The following is a 14,638-nucleotide window of genomic DNA, read 5'->3' as shown; positions in this document are numbered from 1 at the left end:
GCCCGCAAGGACATCGCCGTTTGCACGTTGCCCGCGCGCGGTGCGCACGGGCGAGGACGCCTCGGCGTCAGATCTTCAGCTTCGTGACCTTCGTGCCGTTGATCGACACGTCGCCCATCAGGCCGGCATTGGTCAGCACGACGACCTGGACCGGCGCGGTGGCCGTGGTCGTGTCGACCGCGCCGTTCGCGCCCATCTTCACGAGCGCGACCGATGCACCGGCGCCGGCTGCCCAGCCGTCCGAGCCGCGGAATTCGTCGAGCGCTTCCTGCGTCATGAACAGGAACACGATCGCCTTCGACTGCGCGCCGGCCTGCAGGCCGACCGACAGCGACGACGTGTTGTAGTAGCCGACCGTGCTGCCACCGACGCGCAGTGCGCCGTTGCCCGACTGGCCGCCGACGATGAAGCCTGCCTGGATCACGTCCGGGAACACGAGCACGCCGCGCGACTTCGCGACGAGTTCGCGCGAACCCTTGACCGTGGAATACATGCGCGACAGCGTTGCGTCGACGCTCGAATCGATCGCCTGACGCTTCGACGCGTTGGTTGCGGCATTGTCGGGCTTGTCGGGGGTGGTGGTGCAACCGGTGAGCGCAAGGCTACCGACGACAAGCGCAGCGGCGGCTTTCAGCACAAGATTCCGTTTTTGCATCGTTCTTCTCCATCGGATGACGTTCGGAGTGAGTCTCGCTCAAGGAGCGGATCACGTCGGCAGTTATATCACAGCGGATTACAATCCCTTTTCGTTCGCGCGTGAAAAAGCGTCAAATCGTTTTGGGGTGTCGCGGCGCGCCAACGGACGGACCGGCGCGCGTACGGCCATACGTCGTGCGGCCGGCCGGGGGGGCAGGAAAGGGGAAAGGGAAGCGGTTGCTGCGCGTCAGTGCGGCGTGACGGGTGGTGCCGGCGGGGCAGGCGGTTTGATCGGCGGGCGCCGCAGCGCGCGGCGGATCAGCGCGATCACGACCCCGCACGCGAACAGGAACGCGGCCGGCACGACCCAATAGCCGACGAATGCATGCCACAGATAACCGGCGAGCGTATTGCGGCGCACCACGTATTCGTCCCGGGCTGCCTGCTGACGTGCCGCGTTGGCGGCCAGCACGTCGGCCGGGCAGCCGGCGGCGCGCGCCGCGTCAGGATCGCCGTGGCACTTCGCGGCGGCGCCTGCCGCCTGCTGCGCATCGGTGAGCTGCCAGGTGGTCAGCGCGAGCTGCAGGTCGGCCTTGTTGTACGCCATTTCCTCGCGGATCTCGCGCACGGCGACGATCGCGACGGGCACGGCCCAGAACACGATCACGATCAGCCAGCGGCGGAACCAGCGGTGTTGTCTCCATGCCATCCATGCCTCCGTTTGACGCGGTGTGCGCGTCCGTCTCGAGGGCGGCCCGATGGCGCTTCTTGTACTTGGATGGGCCGCGTTGCAGCCATCATAGAAGAAATCGCGGCGAATTGCCGCACCATGTGGCGGCATTCGTGCGGCGCGTGTAAGGAAGCGGGGTGGGAGGGTGGTGGAGCATGTCGCAACGGCGACGATGCCGTTGGCCGGACAGCGCGGTGACGCATCCGGCGTCGTCGCGCGCGTCGATGCGCGTGCAACGAAAACAAAAATGCCGCGCCCGCCGAAGCGGTGCGCGGCATTCGCGCGGGAGCGCCGGAACTCAGGCGGCCGGCTGGCTGCTCAGGCAACTCTTCATGAATGCCTTGCGGTCGTCGCCCTTCTTGTCGGCGGCCTGGGTGTTGCAGGCCTTCATCTTTTCCTGCTGCGACATCTTCTTCGCGGGCTTGGCCGACAGGCAGTCCTTCATGAACGCCTTGCGTTCGTCGCCCGTCTTGCCGGCGGCCTGGGTGTTACAGGCCTTCATCTTGTCCTGCTGGCTGTTCGCCGCGAAAGCGGGGGAAGCCAGCATGCCGCCGAGAAGGACTGCGGCTACGAGCGATTGGATTTTCATTTCGACACTCCCATGGGGTGAATTGCGTTTTATATCGACGCCGTCACGAAGCCCGGCGCAACGGGAACAGGGTCACATCGCGCCGCGCGCTCCGATTATGGCAAATCAATGTGAAAACACCAAAACGGCATACCTATAACGCGGCGGGCAACGCGGCCGTTGACGGCGTGCGCACGCCGGCGATCGGGACAAACCATGATGCGACGCGTTCGGCTCCGGGCGCGCGCACGGGACCTACCGGATGCCGGCCGCGAGCGATTACAATCGCGGCCATGAATATTTCGAACACCGCAACTCCTTCGTCCGCGCCGGCGCTGCCGCGCATCGCCGTACTCGCCACTGGCGGCACGATCGCCGGCGCCGCGCCGGACGCCGCCAGCACGGCCGGCTATCAGGCCGGCGCGCTCGGCGTCAATTTCCTGCTCGACGCGGTGCCGGCGCTTGGGTCGGTCGCGCGCATCGATGCCGAGCAGGTCGCCAGCATCGACAGCAAGGATCTCGCGCTGCCGCTCTGGAATACGCTCGCCGCGCGCATCGACGCGCTGATGGCCGATCCGGCGATCGACGGCATCGTGATCACCCACGGTACCGACACGCTCGAGGAAACCGCGTACGCGCTGCATCTGGTCGTGACCGGCGACAAGCCGGTCGTGCTGACGGCCGCGATGCGGCCGGCCACCGCGCTGTCGTCCGACGGGCCGCTGAACCTGCTGAACGCGGTGACGGTCGCCGCTCACCCGGCCGCGCGCGGGCAGGGCGTGCTCGTCGCGTTCAACAACCGGATCCACGGCGCGCGCGACGTCGTGAAGACGAGCACGTACGCGGTCGACGCATTCCAGTCGCCGGAACTGGGCGCGCTCGGCTGGGTGCAGGACGGCCGCGTCGAATTCGCGCGCCGCGTGACGCGCTCGCGCGATGCGCACCTGGCGATTGCTGCCACGTGGCCGCCGGTCGAGGTCGTCGCGAGCTATGCGGGCGTGACGCGCACGGCCGTCGACGCGCTGGTGGCGGCCGGCGTGCGCGGCCTCGTCGTGGCGGGCACCGGCAACGGGTCGATCCACGCGACGCTGCAGGCGGCGCTCGCCGATGCGGTGAAAGCGGGCGTCGCCGTGGTGCGTGCGTCGCGCGTCGGCTCGGGGCACGTGATGCGCAACGGCGCCGCGAACGACGACGTGCTCGGTTTCGTGAGCGCCGGGTCGCTGAGCCCGTTCAAGGCACGCGTGCTGCTGATGCTTGCGCTCGCGAACGGCATGCACGGACGCGACGCGCTGCAACGCGCATTCGATACGCTTTGACCGCTGTACGCCGATCGGGCGGCGCGCATGAAGAAAAGGCAGGCCATCGGCCTGCCTTTTTTTGCGTCAGTACTGCGCGAATGCTCAGGACTGCGGCGGAATCACGAGCTTCTGACCCGGATAGATGCGGTCCGGGCTCGACAGCATCGGCTTGTTCGCCTCGAAGATCGCCGGGTACTTGTTCGCGTCGCCGTACACTTCCTTGGCGATCGCCGACAGCGTGTCGCCCGGCTTCACATCGTGGTACTGAACTTCCGGATCGTCCGGCTGCAGATCGTCGTCGTTGACGCCCGCGACGCCTTGCACGTTGCCGGCCGCGACCTTGACCTTCGCCTTCGTGTCGAGGTCGGCGACGCTGCCCGACAGCGTGACGGTGCGCGATGCGCCGTCGAACGCCACGGTCAGGTTCGACGTGTCGAGACCTTGCGTGTTGATGTAGTTCTTGATCGCATCGGCCGCGGTCTGGTTCGCGGCATTCGGATCTTCCGCTGCTTGCGCATCGGCGTGACCCAGCAGTTTTTCACCCGCCTCTTTGATAAACGAAAGAAGACCCATCGTTGCACTCCCTAGGTGGTTGAAAAGAAAACGCGCCGTGAAGTGGCGAAAAAAACACCGCGCTGGGCGCGATCACGGGAGTGAGCGCAAGCGCGGCGGATTTCTCGAAAGGCGTGGCGAAAGTGTAGGCGTTCATCGCGACGATTGCATGAAAAATCGCACGCCCGAACGTAAAGAAATGTAATACGCGAAATCCGACAGGCGGACACCCGACGACGACGTCTGACCGACCAAGGCTTCCCCGGCGTCGCCGGGTGCCGCTGCGGACCCCACCACGCCGCTCTCAGCCCAGAGCGGCGTTTTTCGCCCCGCCGCGCACGCATTTCAGCAATACGCGGCGGGGCGCCCCATCGTGATGCACGCACAGGCATGCATCGATGCGACCGGCCGTGGCCGGATCGCGTGTGTGCGTCGCGCGTTCGCCGTTGCAGCGAAACGCGCGTCGTTGAGTCGGCGTTACGCGGCCGGCGTCTGGCCGATCTCGAAGTTCGACATGATCTCGAGCGCACGCACGAGTGCCGAGTGATCCCACGCCTTGCCGCCGTGCGATGCGCACACGCTGAACAGCTGCTGTGCGCTCGCCGTGTGCGGCAGTGCGAGGCCGAGCTTGCGTGCACCGTCGAGCGCGAGGTTCAGGTCCTTCTGATGCAGCTCGATGCGGAAGCCCGGATCGAACGTGCGCTTCGTCATGCGCGCGCCGTGCACTTCGAGGATGCGCGACGCGGCGAAGCCGCCCATCAGTGCCTGGCGTACGCGCTCCGGATCGGCACCCGAGCGTGCGGCAAACAGCAGCGCTTCGCCGACCGCTTCGATGTTCAGCGCGACAATGATCTGGTTTGCCACCTTGCAGGTCTGGCCCGCGCCGTTGTCGCCGACGAGCGTGATGTTCTTGCCCATCTTCTCGAACAGCGGCTTCGCACGCTCGAAGGCCTTCTCCGGGCCGCCGACCATGATCGTCAGCGTCGCTTCGCGGGCGCCGACTTCGCCGCCGGACACCGGTGCGTCGAGGTAGTCGCAGCCGAGCGCGTTGATCTGTTTCGCGAATTCCTGCGTGTCGAGCGGCGAGATCGAGCTCATGTCGATCACGAGCTTGCCGGCCGAGAGGCCCTTCGCGACGCCGTCGTCGGCGAACAGCACGTTACGCACGTCGGGCGTGTCCGGCACCATCGAGATGATGATGTCGGCGTTCTGCGCGACTTCGGTCGAGTTTGCGACGACCTTCGCGCTGGCGCGCAGGTCGTCGGGAATCGGGAACGCACCGTTCACGACGAGCTGATGATCGCCCTTGAGCAGGTTGCGCGCCATGTGCGCGCCCATGATGCCGAGGCCGATGAAACCGATGGTTGCCATGTGAAAGTCTCCTATAGGGGCGTATGTGGGAATGCCGCTGGAAGGGCGGGCCTCAGGCTGCGCGACGCGCCGAGCCCGATGCGCAGCCGGCGACGCTTTGCAGCCAGCCGAGGCCTTCCGTCGTGGTGGTGCGGGGCTTGTATTCGCAGCCGACGTAGCCGGCGTAGCCGAGCCGGTCAAGCAGCGCGAACAGGAACGCGTAATTGATCTCGCCCGTACCCGGCTCGTTGCGGCCCGGGTTGTCCGCGAGCTGGACGTGGCCGATCGATGCGAGGTTGCGTTCGATCGTCGCGGCCAGTTCGCCTTCCATGCGCTGCATGTGATAGATGTCGTACTGCAGGAACAGGTTGTCCGAGCCGACCGCGCGGATCACGTCGAGCCCTTCTGACGAGCGGTTCAGCGCGAAGCCCGGGATATCGAAGCTGTTGCACGGCTCGACGAGCAGGCGGATGCCTTCGCGCTTGAGCGCGTCGGCGGCGAAGCGCAGGTTGTCGACGATCGTGACGAACGTCTTGTCGCGCGCCGTGCTCGCCGACGGGATGCCGACGAGGCAGTTCAGCTGCGGCACCTTCAGCGCCTTCGCGTACTCGATCGCACGTCCGACCCCTTCCTGGAACTCGCCGACGCGATCGGGCAGGCACGCGATGCCGCGCTCGCCCTGATCCCAGTTGCCCGCGGGCAGGTTGTGCAGCACGAGGCGCAGGCGATGCGTCTCGAGCCGCTCGGCGAGTTCCTCTTTCGCGTACGGATACGGGAACAGGAACTCGACGGCGTCGAAGCCCGCGTCGGCGGCCGCCTTGAAGCGGTCGAGGAACGGCACTTCGTTGAACAGCATGGTCAGGTTTGCAGCAAACTTCGGCATGAGCTAAGCCTCTTCGGTCGGTCAGTCAAAAAATGTCGTGCGGATCAGTCGAGCATCGAGATCGCGGTCGGCGCGTGTTCGGCCTTCTCGGCGAGTTCCTCGAACTCGTTGATCGCGTCGATTTCGGTGCCCATCGAGATGTTCGTCACGCGCTCGAGGATCACTTCGACGACGACCGGCACACTGAACTCTTCCGCGAGCGTTTGCGCCTGACGCAGCGCCGGCTCGATCTCTTCCGGCTTGAACACGCGCAGCGCCTTGCAGCCGAGGCCTTCGGCGACCGCCACGTGGTCGACGCCATAGCCGTTCAGCTCCGGTGCGTTGACGTTGTCGAACGCGAGCTGCACGCAGTAGTCCATGTCGAACGCACGCTGCGCCTGGCGGATCAGGCCGAGGTACGAGTTGTTCACGACGACGTGCACGTACGGCAGCTTGAATTGCGCGCCGGCGGCCAGCTCCTCGATCATGAACTGGAAGTCGTAGTCGCCGGACAGTGCGACGATCGGACGGCGCGGGTCGGCCGCACGCACGCCGAGCGCGGCGGGGATCGTCCAGCCGAGCGGGCCGGCCTGGCCGCAGTTGATCCAGTTGCGCGCCTTGAACACATGCAGGAACTGCGCGGCGGCGATCTGCGACAGGCCGATCGTGCTGACGTAGCACGTGTCGCGGCCGAACACCTTGTTCATCTCTTCGTACACGCGTTGCGGCTTGACCGGCACGTTGTCGAAGTGGGTCTTGCGCTGCAGCGTGCGCTTGCGTTCCTGGCACTCGGACACCCATGCGCTGCGATCCTTCAGCTTGCCGGCGGCCTTCCATTCCTGCGCGACGGCGACGAACAGTTCCAGCGCGGCCTTCGCGTCCGACACGATGCCGAGATCCGGGCCGAACACGCGGCCGATCTGGGTCGGCTCGATGTCGACGTGCACGAACTTGCGGCCCTTCGTGTAGACCTCGACGCTGCCCGTGTGGCGGTTCGCCCAGCGGTTGCCGATGCCGAGCACGAAGTCGGACGCGAGCATCGTCGCGTTGCCGTAGCGGTGCGACGTCTGCAGGCCGACCATGCCGGCCATCAGCGGGTGGTCGTCGGCAATCGCGCCCCACGACATCAGCGTCGGGATCACGGGCACGCCGATCGTTTCGGCGAACTGGACGAGCAGGTCTTCGGCCGCCGCGTTGAGCACGCCGCCGCCCGACACGATCAGCGGCTTGTCCGCGTCGTTGAGCATTGCGAGCGCCTTCTCGATCTGCGCGCGGGTCGCCGCGGGCTTGTAGACCGGCAGCGGCTCGTACGTGTCGATGTCGAATTCGATCTCGGCGAGCTGCACGTCGATCGGCAGGTCGACCAGCACCGGGCCCGGGCGGCCCGAGCGCATCAGATGGAACGCCTGCTGGAACACGCGCGGCACCAGCGCCGGCTCGCGCACGGTGACGGCCCACTTGGTGACGGGCTTCGCGATCGACTCGATGTCGACGGCCTGGAAGTCTTCCTTGTACAGGCGCGCACGCGGTGCCTGGCCCGTGATCGCGAGGATCGGAATCGAGTCGGCCGACGCTGAGTACAGGCCGGTGATCATGTCGGTGCCGGCGGGGCCCGACGTGCCGATGCACACGCCGATGTTGCCCGGCGCGGCGCGCGTGAAGCCTTCGGCCATGTGCGACGCACCTTCGACGTGGCGGGCCAGCACATGGCTGATGCCGCCCGACTTGCGCATCGCGGAATAGAACGGGTTGATTGCTGCGCCCGGCACGCCGAACGCGGTCTGGATGCCTTCCTTCTCGAGCACGAGTACGGCTGCGTCGACGGCTCTCATCTTGGCCATGAATGTCTCCTTGAATGTGCGGATCTTGCGAATCGGTCTGTTGGGAACACTTTAGGGATGCAAGAAAGGTTTGATAAGATCAGCCGAAGTCGTTTATTTCGAAACTAAAAGTATGGAATGACGGCCGGACGGGGTTTCCCCGCCGGTGTCGGAGCCGGGAGGGAGACAGGAGATGGATCGTTTCAAGCAGATCGAGACGTTCGTGCGAGTCGCGGACGCGGGCAGCCTCGCGGCGGCCGCGCTCGAGGAGGGCGTGTCGCCGGTGGTGCTGGGGCGGCGCATCGACGCGCTGGAGAAGCGCCTCGGCGTGAAGCTGATGTACCGCTCGACGCGGCGGCTGGTGGTCAGCGAGGAGGGCGCCGCGTTCCTCGAGCGCTGCCGCGGGCTGTTGTCCGAATGGGACCAGGCCGAGAACGAACTGGCCGCCGGCCGCCGCGCGGTCAGCGGGCACCTGATCGTGTCCGCGCCAGCCGCGTTCGGCCGCAAGCACGTGGCGCCGCACGCGCCCGGTTTCCTCGCCGACAAGCCGGAAATGCAGCTGTCGTTCAACCTGACCGATCGTGTCGTCGATCTCGTGCGCGAAGGCTACGACCTGTCGATCCGGATCGGCGGCTCGGTCGACCCGAACTTCGTCGCGGTAAAGCTCGCGTCGAACCGGCGCGTCGTGTGCGGCACGCCTGACTATTTCCGCCGCCACGGCCGGCCGAAGTCGCTCGACGACCTGCTCAGGCACAACTGTCTCGCGTTCAACCTGCAGGGGGGCCAGAACCGCGGCTGGTATTTCCAGCGCCACGGCAAGATCGTGACGATGCGGGTGGCCGGCAATCTCGACTGCAACGACGGCGAGCTGCTGCATCGCTGGGTAGCGGAAAGCCTCGGGCTCGGCTGGCGCTCGACCTGGGAAATCGCCGCACAGCTCGAGACGGGCGAACTCGAGACGGTGCTCGACGAATATGCGCTGCCCGACTACGACATCCTCGCGGTCTATCCGCAGCAGCGCTACGTGCCCGCGCGCGTGCGCTACTTCATCGACTACCTGCGCGAAGCGTATGCGCGCCCCGGCTACTGGAGCAGCACGCCGTAACGGGCGCGGCAGGTTCCGGCATTTTTTTGCGCATCATCGGCTTCATGCGGGAATAAACTCGACGCAGCGGCGGTAAGGTCATCGAGTGCGCACGCTGCCGGTCTGTCCGGGCACCGGGCGCGGAACGGGCGCGGCTTCGGCCGCCGGGACCAGGGAGGCCATGTGGGGCAAGCCGGACAGGCGGTCGACGAACGGACGGAGGACGACGCGGTCGCGCGTGGCGAGCGGTTTCGCGCGCTCGTGTTGCCGCATCTCGACGCCGCGTACAACCTCGCGCGCTGGCTGAGCGGCAATGCGGGCGACGCGGACGACGTCGTCCAGGACGCGTGCATGCGCGCGCTGCGCTTCGTCGACTCGTGTCGTGGCGACAACGCGCGACCTTGGCTGCTGACGATCGTGCGCAACACCTGGTACACCGAGTGGCGCCGCCGCACCCACGCGCACGAGGTTGCATTGCCCGACACGCTCGACGACACGGAAGTGCCCGACGACTGGCAGCCGGCGACCGAGGATCCGCTCGCGCAGTTGCTGCGCGGCGAAAACGTGCGGCTGGTGAACGCGGCGCTCGCGAAGCTGTCGCCCGAATATCGCGAGGTGCTGGTACTGCGCGAGATGGAGGATTTGAGTTACCGCGAGATCGCGGCGATCGCCGACGTGCCCGTCGGCACCGTGATGTCGCGGCTTGCACGCGGCCGGCGCAGGCTCGCCGCGCTGCTGGGCGACACGGCGGCGCCGGCGTCGACGTCCAAACCCGCGCCGGGACGTGCGTCGGCAAGCGGAACCGCATCGGAGGCGATCGATGGACTGTAACGAAGCGCGAGCGTTGCTGGACGCGGACATCGACCGCGAGCTGTCGGCGCCCGATGCATTGCGCATCCAGCGGCATGTCGAAGGGTGCGACGCGTGCCGCCGCGAACGCGAACGAATCGTCGCGCTGGGGCGGATCGTGCGGCAGGCCGACTATCATCGCGCGCCGGATGCGCTGCGGGCGAGCATCCTCGCGGGACTGCCGGCGGCGGGCGGCGCGGGGGCGCGCAGGCAAGCCCGCGCGGAACCGGAGCCTGACGCAGCGGCGCGGCCGCGACCTCGACCGAACGGTCGCCGCTGGTTCTCGTGGCCGACCGGGCGCGGCGAGCCGGCTCGCCCGGTGCCTGCCGGGCCGGGGCCGCGTGTCGCGGCGCTGCCCGGGCTTGGGTGGGGCGTGGCGCTGGTGATCGCGCTGGCCGCGGCCGCCGGAATGGTGGTGTCCGCGCGCCACGCCGAAACCGGCCAGACGGTCGACGAACTGGTCGCGAGCCACGTGCGGGCCGGCCTGTCGGCGCGCGACATCGACGTGATCTCGACCGACCGGCATACGGTCAAGCCGTGGTTCAACGGCCGACTCGACTATGCGCCGCCGGTCGAGGACCTGTCGGCGAGCGGTTTCCCGCTGGCCGGCGGCCGGCTCGACTACGTCGGGCGGCGCCGCGTCGCAGTGCTCGTCTACCGGTACCGGCAGCACGTGATCGACGTGTACGTGTGGCCGGTCGGCGTTGGGCGGCAGGGTGCGCCGTACGCGACCGTGTCGCAGGGTTACGCGCTCGACCGCTGGGATGCGGCCGGGATGACGTGGTGGGCCGTGACGGACGCCGAGCCGTCGGCGCTGGCCGCGTTCAGGACGGCGCTCGACGCGCGGCTGGGCGGGGCGCGCAGCGAGTGACGGCAGGTCGCGCCACCGGCCCGTCATCCTGCGCGCTACGCTCCGTCCCCGATTCTTGAGCGGGCGCACCGACAGCCTTTTGAATTGTCGGCACCGTTCAAGTCTTTGAAAACATGGCCGAATCCGGTCGGAAATCGTCGATCGGTGTTGCATGCTCCCCGTAACCGGGTTAGAATCTTCGGCTTCTCACTTGCCACACCGGTTCAGACGCCCGGGTGGCTTCAATCCACAAGGAGTGTGTAATGCGTCATTACGAAATCGTATTCATCGTGCACCCCGATCAGAGCGAGCAAGTGCCCGCGATGATCGAGCGTTACAAGACCACGATCACGACGCACGGCGGCCAGATCCACCGTGTCGAAGACTGGGGCCGTCGCCAGCTGGCCTACATGATCGAGAAACTCGCGAAGGCTCACTACGTCTGCATGAACATCGAGTGCGACCAGACGACGCTCGACGAACTCGAACACGCGTTCAAGTTCAACGACGCCGTGCTGCGTCACCTCATCGTCAAGATGAAGAAGGCCGAGACCGGCCCGTCGCCGATGATGAAGGAAGTTCAGCGCGAAGAAGCCAAGAAGGCGGCTGCAGCTCAGCCGACCGAAGCGCAGGCTTAAGTTCGTCACTCATTAAGCCATCAAGGAGCGCGTCACTCACGTGAACAGGTTGCAATTGACGGCGAGCGTCGTCGAACGCGCACCGGTGCGATATACGCCGGCAGGTGTTCCGATCGCAAGCGCCACGTTGCATCACCGCACGGAAGTCGTTGAAGCAGGCATTCCCCGTCAGGTCGAAATGACGATCGAGGCGGTGGCGGCCGGTGAGGCGAGCGGCAAGCTGGAAAGCCGTGAAATGGGCGTCGAGACGCTGTTCACGGGCTTCCTGGCAAAGAAAAGCCGCAACGCGAGAACCTTGGTGTTTCACATCACTGCATTGCAGGACATAGGAAAGGACTGAAATCATGGCCCGCCCGACTGGTAAGAAATTCGACAAGCGTCGTCAGCAACAAAACCCGCTCTTCAAGCGCAAGAAGTTCTGCCGTTTCACGGCTGCCGGCGTCGAGCAGATCGACTACAAGGACACGGAAACGCTGAAGGACTTCATCGGCGAAAACGGCAAGATCACGCCGGCTCGTCTGACGGGTACGAAGGCGCACTATCAGCGTCAGCTGGACACGGCAATCAAGCGTGCGCGTTTCCTCGCGCTGCTGCCGTACACCGATCAGCACAAGGCGTAATCAGGCGACGCAATAAGGAGAATTCGAATGCAAATCATTCTGTTGGAAAAAGTCGCCAATCTGGGCAACCTCGGCGATATCGTCAAGGTCAAGGACGGTTACGCTCGCAACTTCCTGATCCCGAACCGCAAGGCTCGCCGTGCAACGAAGGAAGCGATCGCCGAATTCGAAGTTCGCCGCGCTGAACTCGAAAAGATCGCCGCTGAAAAGCTGGCGGCATCGCAGGCAGTCGGCGAGAAGCTGAACGGCCAGTCGTTCGAAATCACGCAGAAGTCGGGCGTTGACGGCCGTCTGTTCGGCTCGGTCACGAACGGCGACGTCGCGGAACTGCTGAAGAAGGCAGGTTTCGAAGTCGAGAAGCTGCAAGTTCGCATGCCGGAAGGCCCGCTGAAGATGATCGGCGAGCACGTCGTTCAGATCGCGCTGCACACGGACGTCATCGTCGACGTCACGATCAACGTGATCGGCGACCACGCGTAAGCGTACGCAGGCTTTCCGGGCGGCTTCCGTCGACCGGACAAGGGCAGGCGCCCGGGCAACCGGGGCCTGCCTTTTTTATTGCCCGATCGCCGGAGCGGTAGCGCTGCCGCGATCAATTCGCGATAATCCCAACCCATGAACGCGCCGCAAGATCCTCAAATCGAATCGCTGAAAGTCCCGCCACATTCGGTCGAAGCCGAGCAGTCGGTGCTCGGCGGCCTGTTGCTCGACAACGCGGCATGGGACCGGATTGCCGACTTCCTGTCGCAGGGCGACTTTTATCGCTACGACCATCGGATCATCTACGAGCACATCGGCCGGCTGATCGCGTCGACGCGCCCGGCCGACGTCGTGACCGTGTACGAAGCGCTGACCACGTCCGGCAAGGCCGACGACGTCGGCGGCCTCGCCTACCTGAACGCACTCGCGCAGAATACGCCGAGCGCCGCGAACATCCGCCGCTACGCGGAAATCGTGCGTGACCGCGCCGTGCTGCGCCGGCTCGTGTCGGTCGCCGACGAAATCTCGGCCGACGCGTTCAATCCGCAGGGCAAGGAAGTTCGCCAGCTGCTCGACGAGGCCGAGTCGAAGGTGTTCTCGATCGCCGAAGAAGGCGCGCGCGGCAACCAGGGCTTCCTCGAGATCGGTCCGCTGCTCACGCAGGTCGTCGAGCGCATCGACACGCTGTATCACACCGCGAACCCGAGCGACGTCACGGGCACGCCGACGGGCTTCGTCGACCTCGACCGGATGACGTCCGGGATGCACGGCGGCGAATTGATCATCGTCGCGGGGCGGCCGTCGATGGGTAAGACCGCATTTTCGATGAACATCGGCGAATACGTTGCGGTCGAGTACGGGCTGCCGGTGGCGGTGTTTTCGATGGAAATGCCGGGCACCCAGCTCGTGATGCGTATGCTCGGCTCGATCGGCCGCCTCGACCAGCACCGGATGCGTACCGGCCGGCTGACGGACGAGGACTGGCCGAAGCTGACGCATGCGGTGCAGAAGATGAGTGAGGCGCAGCTCTTCATCGACGAGACAGGCGGCCTGAACCCGATGGAATTGCGCTCGCGCGCGCGGCGTCTGGCCCGCCAGTGCGGCAAGCTCGGCCTGATCATCGTCGACTACCTGCAGCTGATGTCGGGCTCGTCGCAGGGCGAGAACCGCGCGACCGAAATCTCGGAAATCTCGCGATCGCTGAAGAGTCTGGCCAAGGAACTGGACGTGCCGGTGATCGCGCTGTCGCAGCTGAACCGCGGGCTGGAGCAGCGTCCGAACAAGCGTCCGGTGATGTCCGATTTGCGTGAATCGGGCGCAATCGAACAGGACGCGGACGTGATCCTGTTCATCTATCGTGACGAGGTCTACAACCCGGACAGCCCGGACAAGGGCACGGCCGAAATCATCATCGGCAAGCAGCGTAACGGTCCGATCGGGCCCGTTCGGCTCACGTTCCTGGGTCAATACACGAAGTTCGACAACTTTGCGGGGGCGCAGACCTTCTACGGCGAGTAACACTTCTTCGCCAGATGTAAACCGTTATTTCACCAAGCGTTGTATCCAATCCCGGCGCGCGCATATGCGCGCGTCGCGTCGCAACCGAAAACGGTACAATATCGCCCGTTTTCGTGACAGTCGTTTGACAATCTCTCAGGAATCCCATGTTCGGTCGATTCATGCCCACCGAGGGCAAGTTCTTTGAACTCTTCAACGCGCACGCGAAGCACATCGTTTCCGGTGGCCGCGAGCTCGAACTGCTGATCGACAATCTCGCCGACGCCGAGATTCACAAGCAAAACGTGCAGACCGCCGAGAAGGCCGCTGACAAGCTGACGCATGAAGCGATCGATCTGCTGCACAAGACCTTCATCACGCCGCTCGATCGCGACGAGATCCACAAGCTGATCACGACGATGGACGACATCCTCGACCTGATGGAAGACGTCGCCACGGCCGTGTCGCTGTACGACGTGCAGTCCGTCACGTCCGAGGCGAGCCAGCTCGCGCACATCGTCACGCAGTCGGCCCAGCACGTGCAGCAGGCCGTCGGATTGCTGTCGGACATGAAGCAGTCGGCGCAGATCCTCAAGCAGTGCGAGGAGATCGACCGCTGGGAGTCGGAAGCCGATCGCGTGCTGCGCGCGGCGATGTCGAAGCTGTTCCGCGAGGAAGACGACGTGAAGACGCTCATCAAGCTGAAGGCGATCTACGAGTTGCTCGAGGAGATCACCGACAAGTGCGAGGACGTCGCGAACATCATCGAAGGCATCGTGTTGGAAAACGCCTGAGCGGACCACG

At 65.6% G+C, this 14,638-nt stretch carries 17 protein-coding genes; 10 read left to right on the top strand and 7 right to left on the bottom strand.

Features of this window, described 5'->3' with window-relative positions; all coding sequences use genetic code 11:
- Positions 1–67: 67 nt before the first annotated feature.
- The 3 genes from BTE28158_RS25780 to BTE28158_RS25770 form a co-directional block, all read right to left on the bottom strand.
- Positions 68–655 (bottom strand): BPSL1445 family SYLF domain-containing lipoprotein, encoded by a 588-nt coding sequence (locus BTE28158_RS25780; RefSeq protein WP_059680074.1) that lies wholly within the window; start codon positions 653–655, stop codon positions 68–70.
- A gap of 228 nt (positions 656–883) precedes the next feature.
- The gene (locus BTE28158_RS25775; RefSeq protein WP_059464355.1) at positions 884–1,345 is read right to left on the bottom strand and encodes a hypothetical protein; all 462 of its coding nucleotides are present in this window, start codon (positions 1,343–1,345) and stop codon (positions 884–886) included.
- A 319-nt stretch (positions 1,346–1,664) separates the two neighbouring features.
- Positions 1,665–1,955, bottom strand: a complete 291-nt coding sequence (locus BTE28158_RS25770) for a PsiF family protein (RefSeq protein ID WP_044843641.1) — start codon at positions 1,953–1,955, stop codon at positions 1,665–1,667.
- A 272-nt stretch (positions 1,956–2,227) separates the two neighbouring features.
- On the opposite strand from BTE28158_RS25770, the gene BTE28158_RS25765 reads away from it, so the two are divergent.
- Positions 2,228–3,250, top strand: a complete 1,023-nt coding sequence (locus BTE28158_RS25765) for an asparaginase (protein WP_151050969.1) — start codon at positions 2,228–2,230, stop codon at positions 3,248–3,250.
- An 84-nt stretch (positions 3,251–3,334) separates the two neighbouring features.
- On the opposite strand, the gene lysM is transcribed toward BTE28158_RS25765, so the two are convergent.
- From lysM to gcl, 4 genes are all read right to left on the bottom strand, one after another.
- Positions 3,335–3,805 carry a peptidoglycan-binding protein LysM gene (lysM, locus tag BTE28158_RS25760; protein ID WP_021162125.1) on the bottom strand — a complete coding sequence of 157 codons (471 nt, stop codon included), beginning with the start codon at positions 3,803–3,805 and terminating at the stop codon, positions 3,335–3,337.
- Positions 3,806–4,261: 456 nt separating this feature from the next.
- Positions 4,262–5,170, bottom strand: coding sequence for a 2-hydroxy-3-oxopropionate reductase (locus tag BTE28158_RS25755; protein WP_260437096.1), 909 nt, complete (start codon positions 5,168–5,170; stop codon positions 4,262–4,264).
- A gap of 37 nt (positions 5,171–5,207) precedes the next feature.
- Entirely contained in the window at positions 5,208–6,017 is an 810-nt protein-coding gene (gene hyi / locus BTE28158_RS25750; RefSeq protein ID WP_059604237.1) for a hydroxypyruvate isomerase, read from the bottom strand.
- A gap of 44 nt (positions 6,018–6,061) precedes the next feature.
- On the bottom strand, positions 6,062–7,837 hold the full coding sequence (gcl, locus tag BTE28158_RS25745; protein ID WP_124622592.1) for a glyoxylate carboligase: 1,776 nt from the start codon (positions 7,835–7,837) through the stop codon (positions 6,062–6,064).
- 172 nt (positions 7,838–8,009) lie between these two features.
- On the opposite strand from gcl, the gene BTE28158_RS25740 reads away from it, so the two are divergent.
- The 9 genes from BTE28158_RS25740 to BTE28158_RS25700 all read left to right on the top strand — a co-directional run bounded on the left by BTE28158_RS25740 (position 8,010) and on the right by BTE28158_RS25700 (position 14,628).
- The gene (locus tag BTE28158_RS25740; protein WP_059604243.1) at positions 8,010–8,921 is read left to right on the top strand and encodes a LysR family transcriptional regulator; all 912 of its coding nucleotides are present in this window, start codon (positions 8,010–8,012) and stop codon (positions 8,919–8,921) included.
- 162 nt (positions 8,922–9,083) lie between these two features.
- Complete coding sequence (locus tag BTE28158_RS25735) at positions 9,084–9,731, top strand: RNA polymerase sigma factor (RefSeq protein WP_151050971.1); 648 nt, start codon at positions 9,084–9,086, stop codon at positions 9,729–9,731.
- Positions 9,721–10,620, top strand: a complete 900-nt coding sequence (locus tag BTE28158_RS25730) for an anti-sigma factor family protein (RefSeq protein ID WP_174920155.1) — start codon at positions 9,721–9,723, stop codon at positions 10,618–10,620. Before BTE28158_RS25735 ends, BTE28158_RS25730 begins: the two co-directional genes overlap by 11 nt.
- Before the next feature lie 242 nt (positions 10,621–10,862).
- The gene (gene rpsF, locus BTE28158_RS25725) at positions 10,863–11,237 is read left to right on the top strand and encodes a 30S ribosomal protein S6 (protein WP_006755436.1); all 375 of its coding nucleotides are present in this window, start codon (positions 10,863–10,865) and stop codon (positions 11,235–11,237) included.
- 40 nt (positions 11,238–11,277) lie between these two features.
- Positions 11,278–11,577, top strand: coding sequence for a primosomal replication protein N (gene priB / locus BTE28158_RS25720; RefSeq protein WP_006486250.1), 300 nt, complete (start codon positions 11,278–11,280; stop codon positions 11,575–11,577).
- Between the two features lie 4 nt (positions 11,578–11,581).
- Entirely contained in the window at positions 11,582–11,857 is a 276-nt protein-coding gene (gene rpsR, locus BTE28158_RS25715) for a 30S ribosomal protein S18 (RefSeq protein ID WP_004193360.1), read from the top strand.
- A 27-nt stretch (positions 11,858–11,884) separates the two neighbouring features.
- A complete protein-coding gene (gene rplI / locus BTE28158_RS25710; protein ID WP_059604251.1) occupies positions 11,885–12,337 on the top strand; it encodes a 50S ribosomal protein L9 in 453 nt (150 codons plus the stop codon).
- A 135-nt stretch (positions 12,338–12,472) separates the two neighbouring features.
- Entirely contained in the window at positions 12,473–13,855 is a 1,383-nt protein-coding gene (locus tag BTE28158_RS25705) for a replicative DNA helicase (protein ID WP_006486249.1), read from the top strand.
- 146 nt (positions 13,856–14,001) lie between these two features.
- Positions 14,002–14,628, top strand: a complete 627-nt coding sequence (locus BTE28158_RS25700) for a DUF47 domain-containing protein (protein ID WP_044847234.1) — start codon at positions 14,002–14,004, stop codon at positions 14,626–14,628.
- Positions 14,629–14,638 lie beyond the last annotated feature (10 nt).

It is taken from the genome of Burkholderia diffusa, from assembly GCF_902499115.1.
Taxonomy (GTDB): Bacteria; Pseudomonadota; Gammaproteobacteria; order Burkholderiales; family Burkholderiaceae; genus Burkholderia; species Burkholderia diffusa.
This window is presented reverse-complemented; position numbering and strand designations above follow the sequence as displayed.